The sequence below is a fragment of the Nodosilinea sp. LEGE 06152 genome (genome assembly GCF_015207525.1).
In the GTDB taxonomy this organism is placed as follows: domain Bacteria; phylum Cyanobacteriota; class Cyanobacteriia; order Phormidesmidales; family Phormidesmidaceae; genus Nodosilinea.
Genome location: NZ_JADEWR010000025.1, coordinates 44,362 through 60,816 on the forward strand (window position 1 = coordinate 44,362; position 16,455 = coordinate 60,816).

At 55.1% G+C, this 16,455-nt stretch carries 12 protein-coding genes; all 12 read right to left on the reverse strand.

From position 1 onward, the window contains the following. Positions 1 to 74: 74 nt before the first annotated feature. The 12 genes from IQ265_RS24990 to IQ265_RS25045 all read right to left on the reverse strand — a co-directional run bounded on the left by IQ265_RS24990 (position 75) and on the right by IQ265_RS25045 (position 16,237). On the reverse strand, positions 75 to 1,397 hold the full coding sequence (locus IQ265_RS24990) for a pentapeptide repeat-containing protein (RefSeq protein WP_194058650.1): 1,323 nt from the start codon (positions 1,395 to 1,397) through the stop codon (positions 75 to 77). A gap of 322 nt (positions 1,398 to 1,719) precedes the next feature. Beyond that, positions 1,720 to 2,715, reverse strand: coding sequence for a hypothetical protein (locus IQ265_RS24995; protein ID WP_194058652.1), 996 nt, complete (start codon positions 2,713 to 2,715; stop codon positions 1,720 to 1,722). Between the two features lies 1 nt (position 2,716). After that, on the reverse strand, positions 2,717 to 2,914 hold the full coding sequence (locus IQ265_RS25000) for a hypothetical protein (RefSeq protein ID WP_194058654.1): 198 nt from the start codon (positions 2,912 to 2,914) through the stop codon (positions 2,717 to 2,719). After that, the gene (locus IQ265_RS25005) at positions 2,914 to 4,791 is read right to left on the reverse strand and encodes a type IV secretion system DNA-binding domain-containing protein (RefSeq protein WP_228038444.1); all 1,878 of its coding nucleotides are present in this window, start codon (positions 4,789 to 4,791) and stop codon (positions 2,914 to 2,916) included. The genes IQ265_RS25000 and IQ265_RS25005 overlap by 1 nt, the downstream gene beginning before the upstream one ends. 10 nt (positions 4,792 to 4,801) lie before the next feature. Then, positions 4,802 to 6,295, reverse strand: a complete 1,494-nt coding sequence (locus IQ265_RS25010) for a hypothetical protein (RefSeq protein WP_194058656.1) — start codon at positions 6,293 to 6,295, stop codon at positions 4,802 to 4,804. Beyond that, the gene (locus tag IQ265_RS25015) at positions 6,295 to 7,101 is read right to left on the reverse strand and encodes a hypothetical protein (RefSeq protein ID WP_194058658.1); all 807 of its coding nucleotides are present in this window, start codon (positions 7,099 to 7,101) and stop codon (positions 6,295 to 6,297) included. Before IQ265_RS25015 ends, IQ265_RS25010 begins: the two co-directional genes overlap by 1 nt. Before the next feature lie 9 nt (positions 7,102 to 7,110). Continuing rightward, positions 7,111 to 8,796: a hypothetical protein gene (locus tag IQ265_RS25020; RefSeq protein WP_194058660.1), complete on the reverse strand. Its 1,686-nt coding sequence runs from the start codon at positions 8,794 to 8,796 to the stop codon at positions 7,111 to 7,113. Continuing rightward, a complete protein-coding gene (locus IQ265_RS25025; RefSeq protein WP_194058662.1) occupies positions 8,793 to 9,536 on the reverse strand; it encodes a hypothetical protein in 744 nt (247 codons plus the stop codon). Before IQ265_RS25025 ends, IQ265_RS25020 begins: the two co-directional genes overlap by 4 nt. A 62-nt stretch (positions 9,537 to 9,598) precedes the next feature. Further along, the gene (locus tag IQ265_RS25030) at positions 9,599 to 10,759 is read right to left on the reverse strand and encodes a hypothetical protein (RefSeq protein ID WP_194058664.1); all 1,161 of its coding nucleotides are present in this window, start codon (positions 10,757 to 10,759) and stop codon (positions 9,599 to 9,601) included. Positions 10,760 to 10,795: 36 nt separating this feature from the next. Beyond that, entirely contained in the window at positions 10,796 to 12,115 is a 1,320-nt protein-coding gene (locus IQ265_RS25035; protein WP_194058666.1) for a hypothetical protein, read from the reverse strand. 15 nt (positions 12,116 to 12,130) lie between these two features. Then, positions 12,131 to 14,704 (reverse strand): ATP-binding protein, encoded by a 2,574-nt coding sequence (locus IQ265_RS25040; RefSeq protein WP_228038445.1) that lies wholly within the window; start codon positions 14,702 to 14,704, stop codon positions 12,131 to 12,133. An 855-nt stretch (positions 14,705 to 15,559) separates the two neighbouring features. Next, positions 15,560 to 16,237 (reverse strand): hypothetical protein, encoded by a 678-nt coding sequence (locus IQ265_RS25045; protein WP_194058668.1) that lies wholly within the window; start codon positions 16,235 to 16,237, stop codon positions 15,560 to 15,562. Positions 16,238 to 16,455 lie beyond the last annotated feature (218 nt).

Below are 16,455 nucleotides of genomic sequence, written 5' to 3' on the forward strand. Positions count from 1 at the left end.
GTATTCACGCGAGATCTTTAGTGCGCCCGCTCTAAGGAAATTGTTAGGCAACATCAAAAAGAACAATTCAAAAGTTACTTAAGATGAATTTCAAATTTTCTACGATGTTCGGCAATTTCTGATGCTCGCTTTAGTGCTGGAGAAATGACTTCTTTTTCAAGGGAAACTAACAACTGTTCTACACATTGATAACGATGAGGTGGCAAAACAGACAGATATGCTCCAAAATCCTTAAACATAGAATATTCAAATTGTGAATCAAGAATGATTGGCTGAATTGGCACTGAAGGTAAGGAAGGTATTATTCGTTGCAACTCTTGCGGTATACTCTTTGCATCTGTAATATCTGCAATTACAAACCTTGAAAGATGAGCAAGAGTAGATACGGTTTCAGTTAAGTCTCTATTGGAAGGTTTCTTGAAATCAAAAACAACTGCTGAATAATTTCTGCTACGAAGTGCTTCACGTAAAGCATCCAAAATAGCTATCCTCTCGGGTGTAAAACGCCCAAGTATCAGCACAACTTTTGAAGTGATTGTGTCGATGACCTTACGAATTTTTTGATTGGTCAGTAGTATATGAATAAATTGAGCAATTTCTAAATCATCTACTGTAATGATTGGTTCATCGTTGCGAGTAATAATTAGGTTCCTTTGAGTCGCTGTATCTAAGTTTTTGATTTTCCAAGCTGAAATACCGTATACCCAACAATCTACTAAGGTGGCTTCTGCAAAATCTGCTTCACTAAGTTGCGAATTCAAAAGTTTGGTTCTTGTAAGATTCGCCTTACAAAATTTTGTGTTTTTCAACCAAGCTCCAACCAATTCTGTCTCGGTTAAATCTGCTTCACTAAGATCTGAATTATTAAGATCCGATCTAATAAGTCCAGCTTGAACAAGATTCGCAGATCTAAGTTTTGCAAAACTTAGATCTGCTTGATGAAGGGCTGCTTGGAACAAATGAGATTTTTCTAAATTTGCCTCAAAAAAGTTTGCGCCTCTTGCCAAAACTCTCTCTAAATTGACACTTTGAAAATTACTTTTTTGAAGATTTGCACCGTCAATTTGGGTCGACAAAAATTTATTATTACGAAGATCAAGGTTATTAAGGTAAGCATTGGTTAGATTAGAAAAACTAAAATCAACATCAACGAGGTTAGCTTCTCGAAAATCAGCTTGAAAAAGATTGGCTTGCCGAAAATCTATCTCGCGGAGATTTGCACCCCTAAAATCTATCCCCTGAAGATTTGCACTTTGCAAGTTCAACCCATTAAGATTTTGTTCTCGGAAATTTATGTTCCCAAAAACAAGTTTTTTGTCAGGATTTTTTAAACGCCAATTATTCCAGCATTCGCTTCCTTGCTTGAGAATATCAATCAGGTATTGATCACTAGGCATTTAGATCACTTTGTAAGGAAAAGATTATTTAACTCCAATAATTATCCCTAGGGTTTGTTCTGTCCAAACTTTCACTCCATTTGATTTTGCTGCCTAACCTTGTGTTTAGTCTGCTTTCTCTCTTTGGTCTCTGCATGACACCTCTGATCATTAGCCAGATGTTGAGTTGAATACCACCTCAAACAAGGGGGTTAGTCTGAAAAAACCGGTATAATTTCTTAAATTTGGTTGTTGTTCAAATCATGCCCTGCATAATAGACCTTCTATGGAGTATTTTTCAGATAACTTCAGTAATTCTTTATCGCGGTACCACAATAGCTAGCTAATCCAGCTCAATCCCCTGCGTGGGCGGCGCAACCGCAGGTGCGATCGAACTCACCCCCCGCCGCACCTCAATCTGCTCAATCACCCGCAGCCGCTCATAATCCGCCCCCGTCAAATCATTCTGCGTCGTCACACCCGCCGCATCCGCCGCAAAAATCTGCCCCCGGCCATCCTTCGCTCGCAGTGAGATCGAGCGATCTGCAACGCGCTCAACCTCATAGTCAGCCCCAATTAGCTTAGCCGGGCCACCCCCTGGGTCAAAACAGGTATCCATCACCCGAGACAACAAACTCGCCACCCCAATCTGCTGCCCACCTAGCGCATCCGCAGGGCCACCATCCGCCGCCCCTCCCGACGCCCCCAAACCAGCTTTAGCTAAAGCTGGTTTTGACTCAACCACATCCGCATCCATCACCGAGGCATCGTGCTCCCGCCGAAAGGTGGGCGACTCTACCCTCTGCTCACCATCCCGGTAAAACTCCAGCTTGCCATCCCGAAACACCGAAACCACTGGCGCATCGACAGGCAGTTCGCGATCTTCCGCCGCCCTTTTTAGCCCGTCAATAAACCCAGGATTCGCCTGCTCGTGCTGCATCAGGTCTACAGCCAGGGTGCCCTCGGTGGTCAACAACACCGAGTCACCGACTCGAATCTGCACTACCCCTTGCACCCTGGGAGAGCGTCCAGGGGTTGCCACCAGATCGGTCGGGGAATGTGGCCCCAAGCCATCGGGCACCTTCCCCGGCTCAGCATGAATCGGCCCTGCCGGTAGCCCCAGGAGATCTGGGGCACCCTCTAGCGCGAGCCCAAGCACTAGCGGCGATAGCTCATCCTCCTTCTTCACTGCCGAGGATGAGCTATCGTGAACCACCACCCGTCGCCCCTGGACTAGAGCAATAGCCGCCAAAATTCCACTCATCACGTCACGGATAGAGTGCTCGGCCTTATCGCCGTCATGCCCATGCACCCCCGTTGTTTCTTCCAGTCCAGCCATATCAAACGTCCTCCCATGGGTCTGGAATCGGGGTCTCGGGTGCAGGATCTTTCGCCTGAGGCGAGGGACTATCTGAGGATGCCGACGCATCGGCCTTCGCCTGCTGCGCCCCGTTACCCGTGATGAACGCCACAACCCAGTTCACCTTCTTCACCATTTCAGGGTCAATGCCATTGGGGGGGTAGCTGGGGTCTGCCATTAGAATGCCTCCGTAAATTCCATCAATGCCGCTGCGTTGATCACCCGTGCTCCGGCCTTCGGCGTCGGCAAAATGGAGGGCACCCCACCGTCAAACCGCCCCCCCGACGCTTCAGCGCCCTCACCATCGACCGGTAGCGGCAACAGCTCCGCCGCGATCGCCATCCGAATGGCAATCTCCTGCCGGGCGCGATCGCTATCACCCAGCGACTGCGGGGTACGGGCCTCCAGCTTCGCCTTCACCTTGGGCCAGGTCTTGACGCTCCAGTCATCATCTAAAACATCGGCCTTGGGCACCTTGATCGACGAAATTAAGGGAATCGAGGTCTCATCCTTGCGGCAAAAGCCAGGGCTAATTAGCACACACCGCCCCACCGGCAGCCGGTTGAACTGGGCAGGCTCGACAATCGGGCGCTTCTGCAAATGATCGCTGGTGGAGTGCGAGGCTCCGCCTTTGCCGCCGCTGCTGCGCGACTTTTGCTTGATCATTACTTCCTCTTCACCCAGGTAATCCGAGAACATCCGGGCGCTATCCGGGTCTTGCGGGTTAAACAACACCTTGGTAGCACAACCGCCCAAAATCGCCCTGGCTTGCTCTCGTTTGTAGGCATCCTCTAGCTGGGTGATGTTCTGAAAGCCAATCACCGTACACAAGCCGTCGGAGCGGTTTTCGTTGAGCCACTGGGTCAAATAGGGCAGGTAAAGGGTCGGCAGCTCATCAATGGCCAGCAGCAACGGATCGCTGCGTTTCTTCGTGACATTCATCGTCACCATCATGTGCAGCACCGTGGCCACCAGGGGTGCAACCGCTTCACGCCTACGCCGATCTAGCCCCAGAATCACCAGCTGCTTACCGGACAGCTCAATCGGCAGCGTAGTCTGACCGCAAAAGGTTGAGATCAGCTCGGGGGCCATGAACCGAGAAAACACCTTGCTGGCAGTACCGATAACCCCTGCCACCGTTTTCTCAGAGTCCTTCAGCTGCAAGAGCTGAGAAAAGGCGTAATACACCCAGTGGGAAATGTGCCAGCCCTGGGGCAGACTGCCCAGTTCTCCCAGACGCTTGCCTTCCATAATCCGGGCGGGCAGCGCATCGAGACCCAGCACAGCGCTGGCCGTCATCAGGTCGGGGTTGGGCATACCCTTGGCCAGCATGAGAATAGCCTGGGTCAGCTGGTCCCCGGCATCGGCAAAAAACTTGTCCTCGGAGCTGTTGCTAGAGCGGGCAAAGTTGCGGTTCATCACCGACGCGATCTGCCGCGCCATCAGAGCATCGTCGGCATCGGCCATAAAGTCGAGGATGTTGCAGACCTCAGACTCGGGGTAGCCCGGCGCAAAGATGCGCACGTCATAGCCACGGCGGGCGGCGTAGGCCACCAAGCACTCGGCCTGCCCTGGATATTTGAAGTCGTAGACCAGGGCGGGCATCCCTTCATCGAGCGCTGCGCGAATCAGCGGGTTAATCGCCGAATAGGTCTTACCCGAGCCAGGGCCGCCCGCGATCGCCACCCCCCGCTGCACATCGGGCAGGTAGAGGGCCTTGGCATTTCGGGGCTTACCCTGTTTGTTGCGCCGCAGGGAGCCAATATAGAGAGCCACGGAATTGTGTTTCTTGGCCTTGAGCTGGGCGATCGCCCGCTTTCTCGCCCGCGACTTTTCCGCGCCACCGCTGACGCTGCCCCTGGCAATCTTGCCGCTGGTTCCTCGGCCCTTCATGATCTGCATAACTATGAACACCAGCGCGATCGCACCCAGAATGACACCATTGCTGCCCATCAGCGGCTTCAGTGCCGGGGTGATCGAATTCCCTACCGACTCTAGGGCCGTTGACCGGGCCGGGGGAGACTGTGCCAATAGCGCTTGTTCGGTGTCAACCATACTGGGCTACCTAGGCCTTCTTCTGGCTCTTGGGGTTAGGTCGAGATCGAGTCGATGAATGTTTCTGGGACTGGTTCTGGACGGGCGGCAGATCGCGGGTTACCTGAGCCAGCAGGGTGAACAATTGGGCCGGGTTGCCCTTCCACAGCCCCCAGACCAGCGCGAGGGCAAGGGTTGATGAAAACGCCACCAGCCCGACTGGCCCTGGATTGTCAGCCAGCACTTCGATCGCCTGGGTCACCCGGCTCGACTCATCTGGGGCTAGATCTGGGGGCTCTGGGGTGGGGCTGAAGGGAATAGCGCCAAAGGCCTGCTGCCCCAAAAAGACGGCATCCCCCGGCTTGACCACCATGAAAGGAATCGGGCCAATGCCGTAGGGCGAACAGTCCGCCGCTGTGCCATCCCCCGACCGCCGACAGGTTCTGAAGTAGGCCACCAACTGGATCTCGTCGCGCGACACCCGATACGGCACTATCTTGAATGACGGATTGTAGATGGCGGCACCCAGCTGCTCTAAACCCTGATTGACGGTGGTGAGGTCGCCCGTCCCCAGTCCACCCACTTGGTGCTGCCCGACCCGCCAGTGCAGCGATCGCGCCTGCCCTGAAGCTGCCTCTGGGGCCGAAAACACCACCTCCAGGGCACCCTCGTCGGCCTCTTGCACGGTGGCGATCGCGATCTCACCCTGCACGCCGATTTTGCCCGGCAACGTCCACAGGCTCAGATTTTCAAGCAGCGGCACCTCTGTGAGTTTGGCTGATTCCCATTGGCTAAAGTTTTGGATCGGAGCGATCTCAATCCCCGGCAGCTCACCAATGGTGTAGTTGGCCAGATCGAGATAGGACAAGCTAATTTCACCGTACTTGGGCTGCTGCTTGATCAACTCGCCTAGGGTGCCATTGGTAGCGACAAAGGTGGGGTCAACAATGGCAATCAGGTCTTTGACCAACCGAGAGTCACTTGCCTTTAGAGACAAGAGTGCCGGGGCAGCTCTAACCAAGGACGATAGCGTTTGATAGTTCAGCAGCCCAAACTTGTCTAAAGGGATAGCTCTGATCCCTCCATCCCTGCCCTTTCTGGCATACACCCCTAGCTGATCGGCGATCGCCGCGACGGTCAGCAGGTGGACGTCAAAGCCACCCTGCAAATCACCCACCGTCAGCACATCGGTGATCGCATCGCCCCGCTGCCACGACACCGCCCCCCAGGTTCCCGACTCCGCCAACACGGGCAGGTCAGAGAAGGCTATCAGCCGCCAGTCAGGCATAGCCGCATGGCGATCGCCAATCCGCAGCACCCCCAGCGGCAGATTAAAATTAGCGGTAGTCAAGCCCGAGTGGGAGGGTTGCTCTGTTGCAGTCCCAGGGTGAGCTTCGGGCTGGGACTGCGTCTCCGCCTCCTGAGCAGAGGCTGGGTCGAGGGGGGATGCAATAGCACCAGCACTAGACACTACCCCCAGCACCACCAGGAGAATCAACGCCGGGAGCGAGGCTACCTGCCCCATCATTCGTCACCCCCAACCGCCTCAGCCGGGTCGAGCGGTGCTGCATCCACATCCTCAGGGGCACCACCTGGCCTCGGGACAGTTTGGCGCTGCTGCTCCAGCCCCCGCCTCGCGACCGCCTGCACTACCTCCAGGCTTATACCAGTCTGAGCCGACGCCTCTGCCACCGGCACACCGTTAGCGATCAACGCCAAAAATGCCCTCAGACTTTGGTGCATGGGGCCATTGGGCACGATCGTCCCAGCTTCAATTAGAGCCGCAATCCCATGGGAGAAGGTTAAGGGAGTAACCCCCTGTCCGGGGATGGCCGAGGCCTGAATCATGGCCCTGGGGCCAGCTGGTGCCGGGGCAGGAACCACCGCGATCGTCGAGTAATCGGCTGGCCCAGACCCATAGGCGATCGGAAACTGGAAAAGGTGAGCTGTACCGGAGGCATCTCGCGCCACTACGGAGAGTAGGGTAGCTGGGGTAGAAGGCAATCCCTGGAACGCAACACCGTTGATACGGCGGAGGTGCACCACCTGAGCGCCACCGGCATCGAGGGGCGCGTCAAAGTCGATGGTCAGCTTAGAGGGGTCATCTAACCAGGCTCGATAAATGCGCAGCCCGAGGCGAGAAAAGTCGAGGTTGGCCCCAGACCCTGGCCAGACCGTGATCGGGACTGTACCCGCCTGAGCCGCTTCTAACCGCACCTCTTGTCGCAGCGGGCGACCCTGGGCCAAGCTAGGTACTCCCAACACCACCCACCAGAAGGGTACGGCACAAGCCGTCAGCGCTATGCATAGCAGTCTGTTCCGGTCTTTCATCGTGGCATCCTACGGCTCAAAGACAAATTCATTCAGGGCAAAGACAGACACCTCCGCAGTGTCGTGAAACCAGATCCGGTTGCGGGAGTCGTAGTCGTCAATGCGCTGAGTCACCCGCTGCTGCTCAATGGGTAAAACGGCCTGCGCCGCGCCTGAAAGGAGTCCAGCAATGATGTTGACCGGGGCGTATTCGGTGGCGACAGCACTGGCTCCCTCGCCGATAATCGTCTGCTGGCTAAGGGGACGATTAAGCAGCTCGCCCACATGGCCGAGCGCCCCCAGGGCGGCTAGCTGCATCTGTGCTGCCCTGACCTCGCCACCGTTGCGCATCTCCTGGGCAACGAGAGGATTACCGTTGCCGCCCGTGATCAGCAGGTGGTTGAGGGGCACTGGCGTTACCTTGCTCACCCCGTTCTCAACCGTGACCACATCGGTGACCGACAGCTCCACCATCCCCGAGCCTGCTAGCACAGACACCTCGGCCACCAGCACGGTGCCAGCGGCCAGCGCCACAGCACCGTTATCAGCTAGAAGTGGCTGACTGAGGGCGATCGCCGTTCGCTGACTCTGCTGTTCTCGGCTCAAATCTTCGGCCCAATAAATCGGGGCGACCAGCTTGGCCGCCGCCGTGGTGCCGGGAGCCACCCGCTTCAGAGTCCGCCCTAAGATTGCAGCCTCCTCTATCTGCAACGATGCAGGAGATGGATTGCTGACGAGTTGCGCGGTAGGTTCAGCCGCTGCGGGCTGCTGTGACAAGTCTGCCAAAGGGGCCGATGCTACTGGCGTAGGTTCCTGTGAGCCTGGAGTAAAGGCGGGTTCCATCCCCGTGCCGGTGCCATAGCTGCCCATCGCGACCAACGAGTCCCAAAGAACCTCGGGGGGAGGCGGGGGAGGCCTATTCACTACGGGTTGTCGCGGCGGCGATGATGCGGTAGGTCTAGGCGCTGGTGCCGGACGCGGCGCAGCAGGGGCATAGGTCGGCGCAGGGCGAGTCACTGGCCCAGTCGGTTGCACGGCCTGGGGAGAGACAGCAGCGGCAGTCTGAGCATTCGGCGCAGGCTGAGCGCCCCCTTCCTGTACGGCCTGGGCGCGAGCCATCTGGTTGCGCAGCGCTAGCAACTCGGCGGCTGATGGATCATTCCCTTCGCCATTGGTTCGAGCCTCGTGGAGCTGCAACGCCTGGGTTTGATTCCCCAGGGCATTGCGCGTCTTGAGTTGCCCAATCTCCTGCCGCTGCCGCTCTAGGGCCAACTGAGTCGGGTCTGGAGGCGGTTCCGGCGCTTGCTCTGGCCTCGCCGTGGGGGTTAAATCTCGCTTCCCGGCACTTTGAAAACCCGATAAGACACCACCCACTACCGCCATGCACAGCCCCCCAATCAGGGCAACGGAACCTGCTTTCACCAGAGGGTTAGCCCAGATGGGAGTACGGGTCTTGCCGTCTGCATGGACACGACCGGCCAGCACATCGCGGTCAACCAACTCCTCGGCATCCTCGCTATCGGGGTCGGTCGCCGCACCATCCAGCGACTCATCGCCCAAGGCAGCAGAATAAGAAGGGGCCTTTTCTGGGTCTATGCCCACCAAAACAGATAGCTCATAGAGCTCATCGCGATCCAGATCGCCTTCATCGAGCAGCAAATCTATAGTGTTCGGAGCGATCGCCGCCCCATTCCCATTTTCAGTTCCAGTCGTCATCTCGCCGCCTCCGTCATCTCAGTAATGTCAGTAATTTGCAGTCCTGCCGAACGCACCTGATAGACGGCCCGCTGCACTGCCGTCGCCTCAGCCTCCATCGGGTCAGCGGGGGGCTCAACGGCCTGAATACGAATCACCTTGTTGACCGGAATCGCAATCCCACCAGGATTTTTGACATCAAAAATAATCAGATTCGCGACCATGGTCACGTCCCAAAACCCAGGCGCAATTAGCAGAGGCTCAGACAGCGATTCAATATTGAAAACGCTTTGCGCCTGCCCCTGAAACACCGATCTCGGGGTCAATGCGCCAACCTGTTCCAAAAATGAAGCCCGGAAGTCTTCGGAAAGGCTAAAACTCGCTTGCCACGCCTTAGTCGTGACCGTGTTACTTCCTGCCTTGACGCCTGAATCGGTCGTTGTTTGGATTGTCCCAGTCTCATCCTGAGCTTGACTGACGCCATTCCATGTGAACAACATCGTCATCGCTTGCCTCGTGAACAGGCGAATAGACTCCGGTGTTCTATCGAGGTTGTCGATCGGCTTCACCGTAAACGAATTGCCGTCAATGGTTTGCACCAGAGTCGGGACAGGCTTTCTAGCAATTTGACTGGTCGTCATCCCCAGCACTGCCGTCAGCAACAGATTGAGGCCGCCCAGCACTAGCGCTAGCAACACAAAGAGGGGGAGGAGGTTTTCGGTTGCGAGTAAACCTTGTCTTTTCGGGTTGATTGATGTCATCTCATTTACCTACAGGGTCTACGGCCAAAGGAATCTCAACCCGGCAACAATCCAGGCAGAAATCAACGCCCCCCTTGGGGCAGTCTTGGATAGGCCGATTGAGAGGAATGGTTGGTACTGACGTGGGTAGTCGATAGCGCCATCCGACTGAGCAGTATCGTCGCGGCCCCAGTTGACCCGGCCAGCATGATGTTGAAAATTGCCAGGCCGCCCCCACTGGCCAACCCCAGCGCCAGCGCCGGAGCCAGCAGGGCGATTAATACCAGAAAGCCATTGGTATCAAAGGTGTTGGCATTCATAATCACGACGGCACACATGCCGACAATGATGTTGTAGGCCATCTGAGCAAACCCCAGACTCAAGAATCCGGTGATCCAGGCAAAGATGGGCTTGCCGCCAAAGGGCAACAGACTGGCTGCCACAGCAAACGGCCCCATCAACGCCGTGAGCAATAGTGAAATTTGAATCAAATTCACAAACGCCCACTGAAAGGCCATCAAAAAGGCATGGATAATCACGCGGGACTGGGAGCCAATCAGGCCACCAAACGCACCCGGCAGAATATCGCCCACACTGCCGTCAGTGTTATAGGCATCGATCGCCCCTCGAACCATCTGCAAGGTCATGTCAATTTGAGGAAAGACACTGCCAGCCATGCCCGTAGCCGTTACCAGCCAATGCTGCTTAAAATCGCCCACCGTCGCTTCGATCTGCTCATAGGCCATCTCAAGGCATTGGATCTGGGCCTCACCCAAAAGAGACTGACATTGCTGCACCTGGGCATCTACCTCGGCGACCACAACCCCCTTGGCGATCGCCCCCCGAATGGCTTCTTCCAGGGTGACGTTCAACATCGAGACTTGCAGCACCTGCTCATTCGTCCGGTTGATGACATCACGAACAGAGCGCGTAGAGATGCCCAAAAGGTTTCCTTGATTGCTCAGTAGGGCCACCACAATCAGCGGCCACACCAGCATTCTCAGCGGCTCCCGGTAATCATCCTCATGCACCGCCATATAGGCAAATCGCATCATGAACAAGACCAGCGCCCCAACGGCAAAGATCAGCGCCAGTCCGGTGATTTGGGTGTAGAGTTCCGAGGTAAACAGCTGCGTCCAATACTGGCTGTAGATATCGCCAATATCACGGCTCATCTCAAAGCCCTGGCGGAGCAGCTCGCCAGCACCTTGCACTCCTAAAATCTGCGTGAGAATTACGCTCATCTGCTGTCCCCAAATAGAACCGTTGCCTGGGTTGAGTTATTGAAAAAGCACCAAGCCCGCCGAGCTGTTGATCACCTCAGCGGCCTGGGCCATGCCCTGCCGAGATTGCGCCCGGTTGAGAGCCGATAGCTCTCGGGCGGCTTCAATCTGCACCAGCGAGTCAGCCGCCAGTTGCTGCCGCATCTGGATGCTTTGACCGTACTGAGCCACGTCGATAGCAGACGATTGCGCCAGGGCCGCAATCTGGCTTTTCATAATGTCTTGCGTTACATCCAGGCCCTGGGCCTCTTCAGCCAGAACCACGATTTCCTGCAAGGTGTCGTCTGTGGCCTTGACCTCAGCAACAATCGCTTCCTGACCTTCCTCGCTAAGGAGAGAGTTAGCGAAACCTGCGGCGGCCGCACGGGAGACTTCTTTACTAGCCGTGTCAGCCAGGGCGATGGGGTTCATGTTGAACCGGTCTACCCGCTGCGAGGCGGCACCAGGCGAGCCATTTTCTGCCCCAGAGACGATCGCTTCGGTGAGCGCAAGCTGTGATGCCAGAACATCGGGAACACCTAAGCTGCCGGTGATGAATTCAGGCGGTGCTCCAAAGCCGCCTCGAATGTTGTCGAGAAAGCGGCCTGCCGCCGTAGCAACGCGCGGAGAACGAGCCGCAACCCCCTGCACTAGAGTTGGAGTCCGGATATTGACATTAGCCTGATGCCCAGCGCCTGCGCCACCGCCAAAAAGACCACCAGGGCCAAGCACAGCCCCGCCGCCAGACCCGCCACCGGCATTGAGAATGTCCCCGAGAGGGTTGTTAGACCCACCACCACCCGTCAAGATGCCACCCAGGCCACCGCCGCTGGGGGTGCCGCCCCAACCGCCGTTAAGGATGCCGCCTAGGTTTCCGTTGAGGATACCGCCTAGGCCACCACCGTTGAGAATGCTGCCTAGGTCGCCGTTGAGGATGCTGCCTAGGTCGCCGTTGAGGATGCTACCTAGACCACCACTATTGAGGATGCTGCTTAGGTCGCCGTTGAGAATGCCACCCAGGCCTCCCCCGTTGAGGATGCTGCTTAAGTCGCCATTGAGAATGCCACCCAGGCCTCCCCCGTTGAGGATGCTGCTTAGGTCGCCATTGAGAATGCTACCCGGTCCACTCCCCCAGCCCCCATTGGCAAGCGCCCCCAAGTCAAGTCCAGGGATAGAGCCAGTAGTAGAGGTCGGGGCGAATGTTGCAGTCGAGTCAGCAGGGATAGCAGTCGGATTTACAACCTGAGCCCGTACTGGCTGCCCCTGAGCCACCGCCATAGTGAATGCGCCAACCAGCGTTAATGAGCGCAATCCAGGTTTGAAGAGTTGCCGATTCATAGATCCGCCTCATAACTAATTAACTGAACTTAAGGGTCGAGAGGGAAATTCCACCGATGGGTAGACGTGGGTTACTTCGCGTTGCACCAAAGCTTTTTCTTGCTCAACTAGATCGGCTATGCCGCCGCCATTACGAATGGCGTTGACGTAGCATTCAGCAAATCTGGCCATCGCCTTAAATTTGCCTTCATGCCGGAGGCGACTGAGCATCAAATCTCTAAGTTCTTGTTCATCCGGGTTGTTAGCCACTGCTGCGATTTGAACGGCACCGGGGTAAAAGCGACAGTAGAGATACTGCCCGTCTATGTCGAGCAACCAATTTGAATAAAGCTCCGTTCTTTTCGGAAAAAATGCCTCCGTCGCATTCCTTGAGATCACCTCCCTGGGATAGCCCAGCAACGTCTCAAAGGAGTCCACCGCTACGGCCTGAATGCGGCCAATCAGCTTGGTGCTCATGTTCTGCATGACCTTGGCCCCAGACACTGACCTCATGATGGTGTCTGGATCTTGGGCTGACAGCATGACGCGAATACCCGCCTTGGCACCGTTCGCACATAATCGACCAATCAGCTGAGAGATCGTTTTGTATTCAAAGAGAATCGGTGATTCATCGATAAAGAAGATTGACTTTGGGCTGCCCAGGGCGCGACGAAGGGCAGCCGAATAGGCCGAGAGCGAAAGAATCGCGGCCTCATTTTCATTGCTCAAATTCCTCAGCGCAAAGACCAGGAGCTGGGCGTCAGTGCGGAAAGAGCTAGCCCGACCGATCGCCTTGCCGATCCGCGATTTAAGCCAGTAATTTAGCTGAAGTTTGATATGGCTGGCGGCATTGGCAATTTCATCACTTCCGCTTTCTTCCAGCTCTAGCTTGTCGAAAGAGCAGAACTCAATAAAATCTTCAAGCGTAGGCATCTGTTTCCAGGCCTCACTGCCAAACCCATCCGATTCAGCCGCCCTGTACCGACTCAGTATTTCGGCATCGACAAAGAATTTACTCAAAGCTCGGCCAATCAAACTTCTCACCGTTTGCTCCAGCAGCTGCTGGTTCTCGGTGGAGGGCAACACCATCGTGACCAGGGCTGACTCCAAGAACGAGATATAGTCCTGCATGCGTTCATCGCGATCTTCAGGGCTCAGTCCGGTGAGCGTTGGCAGTTCCAGCAGGTTGTTGGACTCTCGCCCAATGTCAAAATAGGCGGCATGGTCGCCCAGGAATTTAGCGTAGTCAGTAAAGGTGGACGTGCCATCCGGTTTGGGATAGTCCAGGCATACGATGGGGTAACCCTTCGCCAAGAACATGGACAACATCCCTGACACGCATACCGATTTACCTGAGCGGGTAGTGCCGAAAACAGCTATGTTGCGATGCTCGCCAATGAAGTCAATCTTGACTGGGCTCCCGCCCTCGTCGGCAATCAACTCAAAGCCCTGACGGCTGACCTGGCGAGTCATGGTGAACGGAATCAGGCCGGGAGCCTCGCTACTGAGGTAGGTCTGGGTTCGGTTGTACGGAGACATCAGCAGCTTCTCCCACGCCAGCGTGGGGTGACACTGGAGCCACTGCTGCCACGCCACCTCGGGTTCTCTGACCACCTTCGCAGGCAGTAAAAAGCACTCGGCCATGTGGCGACAGGCTTCCGTCAGCCTGGCCCGGCTGGAGCGATGGATCACCATCACCGTTGCAAGCTTGACAGGGATGGCACCTTCAATAATTTGTGCGGTCGCCTCCACCGACTTTTGCACCTTGAGGGCAGCCCCCACGTCAATGGAGTTGGAGCTGGCCGCCGCTGTGGCAGCATTGTTCGACTGTTTAATCAGTCGCTGCATTTGAGTTTTGACAATCGCCTGATTCGCCGGGGAAACCTGGCAGAAAATCTCGGTATCGACAACCTGGTGGCGGCACAGCACATCCCAGAGATACCTCAGCTGGGCGCGCATGTTGGAGAATCCCGCAGGTTTGGCCACAAAGGGCATGACGGCAACGTATTTGCCCCTCACCTTGACCCAGGCGCGATCCGCATCGGGGACGGTCATCTCACCGCCCTCGCCCTGAATCAACAGCGATTTTGGATCGTACTCGCTGGTGGCCTCTTCCGTGATCGTCTGCCCGTCGAACGTAAGGGGGTTGGGGACATCAGGGGGTTGATTCGTATTGAAAATATCCCAGGTCTTTCCCCAAAGATCGTCTGCAGACATGGGGGTAATTTCAAGCCCCATCTTGATGGCCAGCAAAGACTCCCAACGCATATAGCCCTCTTCAAAGGCAGAGCTAAACATCTCCTCAAACCGCCTCAGGATGACGTTTTGGCCCTTGCCCTTGAACCCTTCCCAAAAGGAAACCAGGGAAGCCAGGGCTCTCTCAATCAGGTCAGCCTCGGCCCCAGCCCTGTCATCGCCCCCAATGGTATAGGTGCAGTAAATGGTCATAGTCTTGACCTTGCGAACCCCTTGACTGGCCAAGTCTTGGGCACGTTTCTTTTCGCTGAGCAGAATGAGCTTGATCTCAGCCGAGGGAGCCGACGCAATTAGCTCATCCAACTCAGTTTGGCGATCGCGATCGGTAGCGAAGCTGCTGAGCTGAACCGTCATCGTGCCATTGCGAGGCAGTTCCTTGAGCCCAGACTCTAGCCGTTCAACAGTAGGGAAAATTTGCTCAGACCGCAGCGTGTCATGCAGTCCCCGGCAGGTAAAACCAAAGACAAGGCGGTAGCTATTTTTGTTGGATAAAAGAGCTGCTCCTACACTCCGACCTTTCATCTTAAATCTGACAAAGGTTCTGAGGCCGCAAAAATCTTCAAACGCCTTTAGCGTCGTCTTTGACGACCCACCTTTTGATGACTTAAGAGACTTTATGTTGCGTTTTCCGAGCTTTCCACTTGTCATGCTATTGACTCTCTAATTTGCTTAGATCCACTGCTCAGAAATAATCTACTCTGGGGCGATTCTGAGAAGTTCTGGAAATTGTAAGTGCCTTCCTTCGCTCTGATTTTTTGGGATTCTTTTTCGTCTTTTTGACCTTCTTGCCCCTGCTCGATTTCGGATTCAGGTCAGGGTACGGCGCTAGTGGCGTGAAATAAACAAGATGGCCGTAGCACCAGCTGGGAGGTGAATGAAACTTGGAGAGAAAACGCGATGAATCAGACCCCGTCAGCACCCACCAGGTTGCGGCCCCCCAGCCGATGCACAAGATCGTCGGTATCCACCCAGCCCCAAAAATTCGATTGACAATAACGATGTTAAACAGGGCAATTACACACCAGGGAACCAGCTGGTCTGCCGGAATCGGCCCAAACCCTGGCTTCATATTGATCGCCCCGTTGACCGGGACAAAATCGTCGGGGTGTCCCAACATTGGGAATTACTCTCTGAATGAAGTTGTACAGTCATTTGACCTCATATCTAAACGGCTGTCGTATAACCATTGAGATATGAGGTCGCCAGAGGCTAGGCTCCAACTACCAAGGTTGCCAGCACATCCCCAATGACCACCGCCATGACGATAATCATGGGAGCACGGGCCAACTGCTGCCAATCGTCATCGTTTCTGGCTGCTTGGATAACGCGCACTAGAGAAACCGCAATATAGAGCAAAAACAGCGCTCGAATTACTCCAAACACCAGGGGAACAACATCCCCTGCGTCAGGAAAAGTGGTTGTAAAGAAGTCCTCAGCCACCTGGAAGAACTGTGCAAACAGCGGATTGGTATGCCTCATCCACAGTGTTGAGCCGAAGAGAACGCCAATAACCAGCCGAACTGCACGAGGGCCTTTGATTTTGCTCAAGATGCGATTTGCAAAGTTGTCTTTCTTGGCAGCCCGACGAAGGATAAGGCTGACGGCCATAACCAAGCCAGAACCAATAGCTAGGACAGGAGATGCTGTTAATAGACGGAATCCGACCAGACCACCGACGCTAAACCAGGGCAGCAACTTAAGTACCTGTCGAAGGAATTTGTTGTCTGATAGTGAACTGAAGAGGTTTCGCTCGCTAACAGAAATAGCTTGGGCCGTACCATTGGCATTGATTTGGTCAACAATTCTTGAAGAAAAACGAGAAGCAGCTTCCCGTTCAGCAGGAGTCAATTGGAGAGGGACAGTACTTACGCTCATGACAGGAATCACAGAGAAAGGAACAAAACAAACCGGTGCCTTCTGCGGCGTTGAGTAAAACCGTATCAGCCGAATTTCTCCCCTGTATGGAAAACCTGCCCTCTTTGATTAACTTTGACTAAGAAAACTTACGCAAATACACCTGAGATAAACAAATGTTGCAGAACGCTTCAAAATACCTCTAGTTACTCGGGAATATGAATAAAACCTTAAGCCTCCGCAGATCCCCT

Bases quoted from the DNA above. Each gene is read 5' to 3' on its own strand.
- IQ265_RS24990 (WP_194058650.1), bottom strand. From the start codon at position 1,397: ATGCCTAGTGATCAATACCTGATTGATATTCTCAAGCAAGGAAGCGAA.
- IQ265_RS24995 (WP_194058652.1), bottom strand. From the start codon at position 2,715: ATGGCTGGACTGGAAGAAACAACGGGGGTGCATGGGCATGACGGCGAT.
- IQ265_RS25000 (WP_194058654.1), bottom strand. From the start codon at position 2,914: ATGGCAGACCCCAGCTACCCCCCCAATGGCATTGACCCTGAAATGGTG.
- IQ265_RS25005 (WP_228038444.1), bottom strand. From the start codon at position 4,791: ATGGTTGACACCGAACAAGCGCTATTGGCACAGTCTCCCCCGGCCCGG.
- IQ265_RS25010 (WP_194058656.1), bottom strand. From the start codon at position 6,295: ATGGGGCAGGTAGCCTCGCTCCCGGCGTTGATTCTCCTGGTGGTGCTG.
- IQ265_RS25015 (WP_194058658.1), bottom strand. From the start codon at position 7,101: ATGAAAGACCGGAACAGACTGCTATGCATAGCGCTGACGGCTTGTGCC.
- IQ265_RS25020 (WP_194058660.1), bottom strand. From the start codon at position 8,796: ATGACGACTGGAACTGAAAATGGGAATGGGGCGGCGATCGCTCCGAAC.
- IQ265_RS25025 (WP_194058662.1), bottom strand. From the start codon at position 9,536: ATGACATCAATCAACCCGAAAAGACAAGGTTTACTCGCAACCGAAAAC.
- IQ265_RS25030 (WP_194058664.1), bottom strand. From the start codon at position 10,759: ATGAGCGTAATTCTCACGCAGATTTTAGGAGTGCAAGGTGCTGGCGAG.
- IQ265_RS25035 (WP_194058666.1), bottom strand. From the start codon at position 12,115: ATGAATCGGCAACTCTTCAAACCTGGATTGCGCTCATTAACGCTGGTT.
- IQ265_RS25040 (WP_228038445.1), bottom strand. From the start codon at position 14,704: ATGACGGTTCAGCTCAGCAGCTTCGCTACCGATCGCGATCGCCAAACT.